This window comes from Sphingomonas bacterium (genome assembly GCF_903643035.1).
Taxonomy (GTDB): Bacteria; Pseudomonadota; Alphaproteobacteria; order Sphingomonadales; family Sphingomonadaceae; genus Sphingomonas.
In genome coordinates this window covers 1-9286 of the sequence record NZ_CAHJWW010000107.1, presented here as the reverse complement: position 1 = coordinate 9286, position 9286 = coordinate 1, and the positions used below count along the sequence as shown (strand labels likewise).

Annotated in this window: 7 protein-coding genes; 5 read left to right on the top strand and 2 right to left on the bottom strand. The window is 69.9% G+C overall.

The features are described from left to right. The first annotated feature begins 425 nt into the window (after positions 1–425). From HUV01_RS08290 to HUV01_RS08270, 5 genes are all read left to right on the top strand, one after another. The gene (locus HUV01_RS08290) at positions 426–1040 is read left to right on the top strand and encodes a polysaccharide biosynthesis/export family protein (protein WP_254606508.1); all 615 of its coding nucleotides are present in this window, start codon (positions 426–428) and stop codon (positions 1038–1040) included. A 13-nt stretch (positions 1041–1053) separates the two neighbouring features. Continuing rightward, positions 1054–3264: a GumC family protein gene (locus HUV01_RS08285; protein WP_174297820.1), complete on the top strand. Its 2211-nt coding sequence runs from the start codon at positions 1054–1056 to the stop codon at positions 3262–3264. 59 nt (positions 3265–3323) lie between these two features. Beyond that, positions 3324–4514, top strand: a complete 1191-nt coding sequence (locus tag HUV01_RS08280; RefSeq protein WP_174297819.1) for a hypothetical protein — start codon at positions 3324–3326, stop codon at positions 4512–4514. Between the two features lie 188 nt (positions 4515–4702). Then, positions 4703–5467, top strand: coding sequence for an SDR family oxidoreductase (locus HUV01_RS08275; RefSeq protein ID WP_174297818.1), 765 nt, complete (start codon positions 4703–4705; stop codon positions 5465–5467). Between the two features lie 15 nt (positions 5468–5482). Then, positions 5483–6940, top strand: a complete 1458-nt coding sequence (locus tag HUV01_RS08270) for a glycoside hydrolase family 130 protein (RefSeq protein ID WP_368040010.1) — start codon at positions 5483–5485, stop codon at positions 6938–6940. A gap of 104 nt (positions 6941–7044) precedes the next feature. On the opposite strand, the gene HUV01_RS08265 is transcribed toward HUV01_RS08270, so the two are convergent. Both HUV01_RS08265 and HUV01_RS08260 read right to left on the bottom strand, forming a co-directional pair. Further along, the gene (locus tag HUV01_RS08265; protein WP_174297817.1) at positions 7045–8577 is read right to left on the bottom strand and encodes an amino acid permease; all 1533 of its coding nucleotides are present in this window, start codon (positions 8575–8577) and stop codon (positions 7045–7047) included. After that, on the bottom strand, positions 8574–9286 hold a 713-nt coding region (locus HUV01_RS08260; protein WP_254606507.1), incomplete at its 5' end, for an amidase family protein. The genes HUV01_RS08260 and HUV01_RS08265, both read right to left, overlap by 4 nt.

Below are 9286 nucleotides of genomic sequence, written 5' to 3'. Positions count from 1 at the left end.
CGCGCCCGCGTCGGCCGGACGTCGGCGGGGGACCGCCGCCCGGACAAGGAGCCGCGGGCTGGCGCGAAGTGGGGGCCGGAGTCGAAGCCGGGGCCAGGGCCGGAGCGGGGGCGGGTCATGGACAAGGGACAACTCCGACGGCCGCTGCAGCGAAAAGGGCAGAAGAGGCACCGCGCCATGCTCACATCGGCACGTCGCCGACAAGCCGAGGCGGCGCCGATCGGCCCGAAATGCCCGGACCGGGCACCGGCCGGTCCCGGCCGTTGCTTTACGCGCAAAATCCTTTCACCTATAGCCTTGGCTTACCTCGAGATCGCAGGCCACCTAACCGTATGCGTAAAGTCTTGACTACACTTGCCCTTCTTGCGCTTCTCGGCGGATGTGCGGGGCGGGACAGGCTTGAGTCCGATGCGCGGCTGACCGTGGTGACCGACAACGTCCTGCCCGCCCCGGAGCGGGCCGACCTCACCGCCGGAGACAGGCCCGCGCTGATCGGGCCGCTCGACACGATCCAGATCAACGTGTTCAACGTGCCCGAGCTCAGCCAGGAATCGCAGGTCGATGCGAGCGGCCGGATCGCGATGCCGCTGGCGGGCACGATCGACGCGCGCGGTCGCACCGCCGGCGAACTCGCGCAGGCCGTCGCGACCGCGCTGCGCGGCCGGTACGTCCGCAATCCAGAAGTGACGGTCAACATCAAGAGCTCGGTCAGCCAGGTCGTGACGATCGACGGCCAGGTGGTCGAGCCCGGCCTCTATCCGGTGACGAACCAGATGACGCTGCTGCGCGCCGTCGCCTCCGCCAAGGGACTGACGGAGTTCGCGCGCCAGCAGGACGTCGTCGTGCTCAGGTCGGTGAACGGCCGCAAGATGGCGGGGCTCTACAATCTCGCGGCGATCGAGCGCGGCGCCTATGACGATCCGCCGGTCTACGCGAACGACGTGATCGTCGTCGGCGACTCACCCCAGCGGCGTCTGTTCCGGGATTTCGTGTCGTTGGCGCCCCTTCTTGCCGCGCCGCTGATCGCGGTTCTGAACTAAGGTCGACAAGCTGATGAACGTGATCACTCCACCGTCCCGCAGCGGTCTCGTCGTCGCGGGAGCGGTGCCCGACACCAGCGCCGAACTCACCCCGTTCGTGCGCCAGTACCTGCGCATCGCCCTGCGCTGGCGCTACGTCATCCTTGGCACGACCATCGCCTGCGGGTTGCTGGGGCTTGTCGTCACGCTGCTGCTGACGCCCAACTACACGGCGACGGCGACGGTGGAGATCGCGCGCGAGTCCAACAAGATCACGGACTTCCAGGGCGTCGACCGCGAGACCAGCGTCATGGACCAGGAGTTCTACCAGACGCAGTACGGCCTGCTGCGGTCCCGAACGCTGTCCGAGCTCGTCGCCAACCAGCTGAGGCTGGTTGACGATCCCGGTTTCTACGCGATGTTCAAATACACCAAGGCGACACCCGCGTTCCAGCTCAGCAACGGCCATTACCTTCCCGCCGGACGCGCCGAGCGGCAACGCTCCGCGGGCGAACTCCTGCTGCGCAACCAGGCGGTGAACCCGACCAGGCTCTCGCGCCTCGTCAACATCGATTTCACCAGTCCCGACGCCGCCTTCTCGGCCCGCGTCGCCAACGCCTGGTCGGACGGCTTCATCAAGACCAACCTCGATCGCAAGACCCAGGCGACGTCCTACGGCCGCGATCTGCTGCAGCGACAGCTGGGGCTTCAAAAGGAGCGGCTCGACGCTTCGCAGCGCCAGCTCGTCGCCTATGCCTCCGAGCAGCACATCATCAACCTGCCCGCGCAATCGGGCGCCAACGGCGCGGTGACGGCCGAACGCTCGATCGTCGCCGACGACCTGGCGACGCTGAACGGCGCGCTGACGCAGGCGACCGCCGCCAGGATCGAGGCCGAGGCGCGCTACGATCAGGCCGGAAAGGCCGGCGCCTCGACGGAAGCTTTGCGCAACCAGGCGATCAACAGCCTGCGCCAGCGCCGCGCGGAACTCGCCACGGAATACCAGCGGCTGATGGTGCAGTTCGAGCCCAGCTATCCCGCGGCCAGGGCGATCAAGGCGCAGCTCGACCAGATCGACCGCTCGCTCAAGAGCGAGGAAAGCCGGGTGACGAGCTCGCAGCTCGCCGACTATCGCGAAGCGCAGGAGCGCGAGGGTGCGCTGCAGAAGCGCGTCGACGAGTTGAAGACGGGTTATCTCGATTTCCGGCGGCGCAGCATCCAGTACAACATCTACCAGCAGGAAGTGGATACGAACCGCGCGCTCTACGATGGCCTTCTGCAGCGGTTCAAGGAGATCGGGGTCGCCGGCGGCGTCGGTGTCAACAACGTGTCGATCGTCGACGCCGCGGACGCGCCGCAGCGGCCGTCGAGCCCCCGGCTGCTGCTCAACCTGGCGATCGCGTTGATCGCCGGCCTGGGCCTTGGAGGACTGGCGGCGTTCGTCCTCGAGCAGCTCGACGAGGCGATCGCGGACCCGGGCGAGGTCGAGCGTCGGCTGGGCCTGCCGCTGCTTGGTTCGGCACCCAAGCTGCCCAAGGACACGACCCCGCTGGAAGAACTGGTCGACCGCAAGTCCGATCTCTTCGACGCCTATATCGCCATACAGACGAGCCTCGCCTTCACGACCGAACATGGCGTGCCCCGGTCGTTCGCGGTGACGTCGACCCGGCCGGCCGAAGGCAAGTCGACGACGGCGCTGGCGCTCGCCACCACGCTTGCCCGTGCTCAACGTCGGGTGATCCTGGTCGACGGCGACATGCGGTCGCCATCGGTGCTTGCCCTGGGCAAGCTGAACCACGATCGCGGGCTCAGCAACTATCTCTCGGGCGACGACAACATCGACTCCCTCGTCTTCCCGATGCTGGACCTCGGCTTCGTGGCGATCGCGGCCGGGCCGATTCCCCCGAACGCGGCCGAACTGTTGACGGGCCACCGACTGTCGTTGCTCATCGAGCGTCTGCTCGAGACCTACGACCATGTCGTGATCGACTCGCCGCCGGTGATGGGCCTGGCCGACGCGCCGCTGATCGCGAGCAGGGTCGAGGGCGTCATCTATGTCGTGGAGTCGCACGGCATCCGGTCGAGCCTGGTGAAGACCGCGCTCGGGCGCCTGATGAACGCCAACGCGCGCATAATCGGCGGAGTGCTGACCAAGTTCGAGGCGCACAAGGCGCATTACGGCTATGGGTATGACTACGGCTATGGCTACGGCCGGCAGGACGCAGGCAAGAAGCGGTCCGGCTGATGCCGGACCACGGCTGGTCATCGCCGCGTGCACGCGGTGGCTGGGTGGTACGAGGGCTGTTGGTCCTGACAGCCGTGGTGCTGGCGTATTGCGCCGCCGTCCACGCGCTGGCGCAGACGCTGGCGGCGGACAATGCAGGCTTGGCGCATCGGCTGGCGCCGCATGACGGGCATGTGACGGCGTTGTACGCGGCATCGCGTGCGGAAGGCGAGGCAGGTCCGTTCGATCGCCTGCAAGCCGATGCCGCGGCGCGTCTGGCGCTGCGACAGGATCCGATCTCGGTCGTCGCGCTGTCGACCCTGGGGATCGATGCATCCGTACGCGGCGACACGTCGGGGGCGCTGCGACTGTTCGGCCATGCGGGCAGCCTGTCGCGACGCGATCTGCAGACCCAGCTCTGGACGATACAATATGCCGTCAGCCGCGGCGATGTCTCCGCCGCGGTCGGTGCGTACGACATCACACTGCGATCGTTTCCCCCGACGAGCAAGCTCCTGTTCCCCGTGCTGGCATCGGCCAGCGCCGAACCGGCGATCCACGCGGCGCTCGTGCGGACGCTGGCTGGCGCTCCGCCCTGGGGCAATGATTTCATCTTCTACCTGTCCGGCAGCGCATCCGGTCCGCGTGCGGCGGCGGCGTTGTTCATCGACCTGCACCGGGCCGGCTACCCGGTGTCGGAACAGGCGCGCGCGCAGGCGATCAACGGGCTGATATCGCACGGCGACCTCGACCTCGCCTGGTCCTATTATGCATCGGAGCGTCCCGGCGTCGACCGCGAGCGGTCCCGCGATCCGCGTTTCGGCGCGGGTCCCGGAACGCCATCGGCGCTCGACTGGACGCCGGCCAGCGACAATGGCGTGTCCACCTCGATCCAGAAGGGCGTCGTCGACTTCGCCGCACCGCCGAGCGTCGGGGGTCCCCTTCTGGAGCAGATGCAGCTGCTGCCGCCTGGCGACTACCGGCTGGTCGGCCGCAGCCGGGCTGTCGATCAGGCCGACAATTCATTGCCCTATTGGGCGTTGACGTGCCGGAATGGCGCCGAGATCGGCCGCGTCGTCGTACCCAAATCGGCGAAGGCCAGCGGAGTGTTCGCGGGCGGCTTCACCGTTCCGCCCGGATGCCCGGCACAGGTTCTGATCCTGATGGCCCAGCCATCCGACGCGGTATCGGGACTGACCGGACAGCTGCTGGAGGTCAGGCTCGCACCGGCGCGCGCCCGAGCCACCGCGCTTCGCCGCCAGCCCGCCTGAAGCCGGGCGTCACGACGGGTCGGCGAGGCGATCCCGCGTGATGCCGAGACCGTCGAAGAACGGAACCTTGATCCTCGATACCGGCTTTCCGTCCTGCTTGTACCGTGTAGCCTCGTCGCCGATCCCCAAGTCGCGATGGTGGCGGCGCAGGCGGCATCGCAACGACGCCACGAACGAAGGAGCCTGCCATGAAACTGACGAACAAGACCGTTCTCGTGACGGGCGGCACCGGCGGCATCGGCATGGCGCTGGCGAAGCAGCTGATCGAGCATGGCAACGTCGTCATCGTGACCGGCCGGGACCAGGACAAGCTCGACGAGGCGACACGCCTGGTCCCCGGCCTGAACGGCGTCAGGAGCGACGTCAGCGATCCGGCCGCGATCGTCGACCTCCACGCCCAGGTGATCGACCGCTTCCCCGGCCTGGACGTCCTCATCAACAATGTCGGCATCATGCGGAACCTGAACCTCAACCAGGAACGCGATCTGGCCGACGTGACGCGCGAGATCGAGGTGAACCTTATGGGTCCGGTACGGATGGTCCAGCAGTTCCTGCCGCATCTGAAGACCCGCGGGGAGGCGCTGATCGTCAATGTCTCGTCCGGGCTGGCGTTCGTGCCGATGCCCGCCTCGCCGGTCTACTGCGCGGCCAAGGCGGCGATCCACTCGTTCAGCCAGTCGCTGCGGGTCCAGCTAGAGGGGACGGGCGTGACGGTGATCGAGCTTGCGCCACCGGGAGTCGAGACCAGGCTGTTCCGCGAGGAGTTCAAGGTGGAGACCAGGGGCCAGAAGGCGATGGCCCCCGAGGAACTGGCGCGCCGCGCGATCGCCGGGATCGAGGCGGGCAGGGACGAGATACGACCCGGGCAGAGCAACCTGCTGAAGACGTTGAGCCGCCTCGCGCCCCGGCTGGCGCTGGCGCAGATGGCGAAGCTGTCGAAGCCGGGGCACTGATCGACGCATGCCGCGATGCGGACCGCCGCGCCGGCCGGGCGGATCGACGACACGAGCGCCATCGACGCGCGGCCCGGGAAGCAGCATAGCCTGTGGCGGCATACCGGAATGGACACGCAGCAGATGACCGACATCGTCCCGCCGCCCGAGACCGCGCTCGTCCGCCATCTCGACACCCGGCTGTCGCCCGACCCGTCGCGCACGGTGCTCCGGCCGTTCTCCCCCAGCGACGCGGAGGCGTTCGCCGACCCCGATCGACCCCGCGCAAGACGGGTCGTCGAGCGGCTGCTCGCGCTTGGCGACGATCTGCTCGCGCGCGAGGTCGACCGGCTGCTGGTCCCGTTGCGCGAGCGGCATCGCGACCTCGACCACCTGCTGCTAGACAGGTTCGAGGAGGTCGCCCGCGACCTGCCCATCGCCCATGACGCGAACGATGGGCAGCGGCTGCTGATCGGCGCCTATTTCTCGCAGGAATATGCATTCGAGTCGGCGGCGCTGTTCAACCCCAGCATCGTGCGCCATCCCGATCAGGGCGGCGTGGCCGACGGCGACCTGCGCTTCGTGCTGGGCCTGCGCGGCATCGGGGAGGGGCACACCTCGTCGCTCACCTTCCGTACCGGTGTCTGGCGCGCGGACGGCTCGGTCGCGATCGACCCGCCCGGCCGGCTCGCCATCGGCCCGCGCCTACGGCAGGAGACGCTGCCGAACGGGCGGATGCTGGCGCATCTCGACTACACGGGATCGCGGGACATCTCCGAGACGGTGATCTATCCGTTCCTGCCAAGCCAGGGGCGCGGCGTCGAGGACGTGCGACTGGTCGAGTTCACCGACGGCGAGGGGCGCGCGACCTATCGCGGGACCTTCACCGCGTTCAGCGGCAGCGACGTCCGCCAGGGGCTGGCCCAGACGTCGGACTTCCAGACGTTCGAGCTGCGGGGCGTGGAGGGCGACCTGTACGCGGGCAAGGGCATGGCGCTGTTCCCCCGCATGATCGGCGGCCGCTATGCCATGCTGTCGCGCCAGGACAACGAGAGCGTCTGGCTCGTCTTCTCCGACGACCTCTACCAATGGAGCGGGGGCGAGAAGCTGCTGAGCCCGGAACAGCCCTGGGAAGCCGTGCAGATGGGTAACTGCGGCTCGCCGATCGAGATCGAGGAGGGTTTCCTGGTCCTCACCCACGGCGTCGGCGGGGTGCGCAACTATTGTCTGGGCGCGGCGCTGCTCGACAGGGACGATCCGTCGCGGGTGATCGGCCGGCTCGCCGAGCCGCTGCTGGAGCCCACCGAGGAGCGTGACGGCTACGTTCCGAACGTCGTATACACCTGCGGCGCGCTGGCTCGCGGCCGCACGCTGCTGCTCCCGTTCGCGGTCGCCGACAGCTTCACGCGTTTCGCGGAGGTCTCGCTCGATGCGCTGATCGCCCGGATGACGCCGCGGGGCACCAAGGTGGGCGCCGGAGACCGCCGCGCCTGAGCGGTCGCGCCGCCGTCGAACCGGAGCGTGCTGCCGACCGCGCGGGAGGCGGACAGGTCGAGCCCGCGCGACGGCTGGCTGCCGCGCCCGAATCAATCACGACGTCAGCGGAGCGCCGATGCTCCCGCGGCAACGCGGCCGCGCCGGCGGATGGCCGAGTGGCGGTATCCGTAGCGGGCGTACACGACGATGCCGATGACGACATAGGCGGCGAGCAGCGCGGCCGGGAGCCAGTCGCCGCCAATGGCGCGGCCGGCGAGGTCGATGAGGACGGGCGCCATCATCGTCAGGCACAGGACGAGCGCGAGCACCGGCACCGTCCCGATCCATACGCCGCCGATCACGCGCCCGCCCCCCGGCACGCGGAACGGGCGGGGCAGGTCCGGGTGGCGGGTGCGCAGCCACATGGTCGCGATCGCCACCACGCAGAACACGAAGGCGGTGCCGATGCTGACGAGGTCGGCGAGCAGCGCGATCGGCAGCGTCGCGGCGGCGACGGCGGAGATCGCGGCGACGATGACGGTGCCGCGCGCCGGTGTCGCGTGGCGGGCGTGCAGCCGCTGGAAGACCGGCGGCAGCAGCCCGTCGCGGGCCATGGCGAAGCAAATGCGCGACTGGCCATAGGTGTTGACGAGCAGCACCGAGCCGAGCCCCGTCAGCGCGCCCGCCTTCACGATCACCGCGAGCACCGGCAGGCCGACCGCCTGCACCGCCAGCGCGATCGGGTCCGCGACGCCCAGCGTCCGGAACGGGACAAGGCCGGTCAGCACCGCCGCGACGGCCGCGTAGATGGCGGTGCTGACCGCGAGCGCGCCCAGGATGCCGACGGGCACGTCGCGCTGCGGCCGGCGCGCCTCCGACGAGGCGGTCGCGACCACCTCGAACCCCAGATAGGCGAAGAACACCACGGAGGCGCCGCGCAGCACGCCCGGCCAGCCATAGCGGAACCCGCCTTCCGCCGGCGGCACGAACGGCGCCCAGTGCGCCGGCTGGACGTGGGGCAGGCCGACGACGACGAACAGCAGCAGGATGCCGATCTTCAGCGTGACGAGCAGCGTGTTGACCGCCGCCGACTGGCGCACCCCGCGGACCAGCACCGCGGACACGGCGGCGAGCGCGAGCAGCGCGGGGAGGTCGAGCGCAAGGCTCGCGGCGAAGCGCGTGCCGCCGCCCGGCGCGGCGCTCGCCACCAGCGTCGAGTGGCGGACCGCATCGGGCAGCACGATGCCGAAGTCGCCGATCAGGCTTTGCAGATAGCCCGAGAAGCCGGCCGCGAGCGCCGATCCCGCCAGTCCGAACTCCAGCATCAGCATCCACGCCAGCGCCCACGCCCAGAGTTCGCCCAGGGCGGCATAGGCATAGGTGTAGGACGCGCCCGACACGGGCAGCACCGAGGCGAGCTCGGCATAGCAGAGCGCGGTGAACCCGCAGGCGAGCGCGGCGATGAGGAACGACAGGATCACCGCCGGACCGGCATAGGTCGCGGCGGCGGTGCCCGTCATCACGTACACGCCCGCGCCGACGATGCAGCCGACGCCGATCAGCACCAGCTGCACCGGCCCCAGCGAGCGGCGCAGGCCGGCCTGCGCGACATCGATGCGGATCGCGTCGAGCGACTTGCGCGGAGAGCCGATCATGCCGCCGCGCCGATGCCGGCGCCGATGCCGATACCGAGTCTGGCGGCGGTGGCGGGCGGCCAGCGATCGGCCCAGGGCGCGGCGGCCTCGATATCGGCGGCAAGCGCCAGCAGCAGATCGTCTCCACCCCGCGCCGCGGACGCCATCACGCCGATCGGCAGGCCCTCGCCCGACCGGCCGAGCGGCAGGCTGATGCTCGGCTGGCCGGTGATGTTCTGCACCGGCGTGAAGCTCGCATGGCCAAAGAACGCCGCCCACAGCTCGTCGAACGCGCGCGTCGGGGCGAGCGCCCCCAGCGGCGGCGCGGGCGTCGGCGCGACGGGGGAGAGCATCACGTCCCACCGCGCGTGGAACGCCGCCATCGCGCGGTCCGCCCGGGCAAGGGCAATCCACGCGTCGGCGACCTGCTGCGGCGCGATCAGCGCGCGCCGCGCCGCGAGACCGGTCGTCCACGGCTCGATCAGCTCGTCGAGTGACGTGCCCGGGTTCGCAGCGGCGACCGCGTCGGCCGCGTCGCCGCCCAGATAGCACCACAGCACGCCCAGCGCCGCCGACAGACCTTGGCCGTCCAGCGCCGGCTCAGCCGCGTCGACCGCATGCCCCATCGCGGACAGCAGCGCCGCCGCGTCATGTACGGCGCCGGCCACCTGCGCATCGGCGCCACCGGCAAGGCCGCGGGTACTCACCGCGACACGCAGCGGCCGGCCGG

Excerpts from the sequence above, each read along its gene's own strand:
- HUV01_RS08285 (WP_174297820.1), top strand. The coding sequence starts at position 1,054 with ATGAACGTGATCACTCCACCGTCCCGCAGCGGTCTCGTCGTCGCGGGA.
- HUV01_RS08275 (WP_174297818.1), top strand. The coding sequence starts at position 4,703 with ATGAAACTGACGAACAAGACCGTTCTCGTGACGGGCGGCACCGGCGGC.
- HUV01_RS08270 (WP_368040010.1), top strand. The coding sequence starts at position 5,483 with ATGCGGACCGCCGCGCCGGCCGGGCGGATCGACGACACGAGCGCCATC.
- HUV01_RS08265 (WP_174297817.1), bottom strand. The coding sequence starts at position 8,577 with ATGATCGGCTCTCCGCGCAAGTCGCTCGACGCGATCCGCATCGATGTC.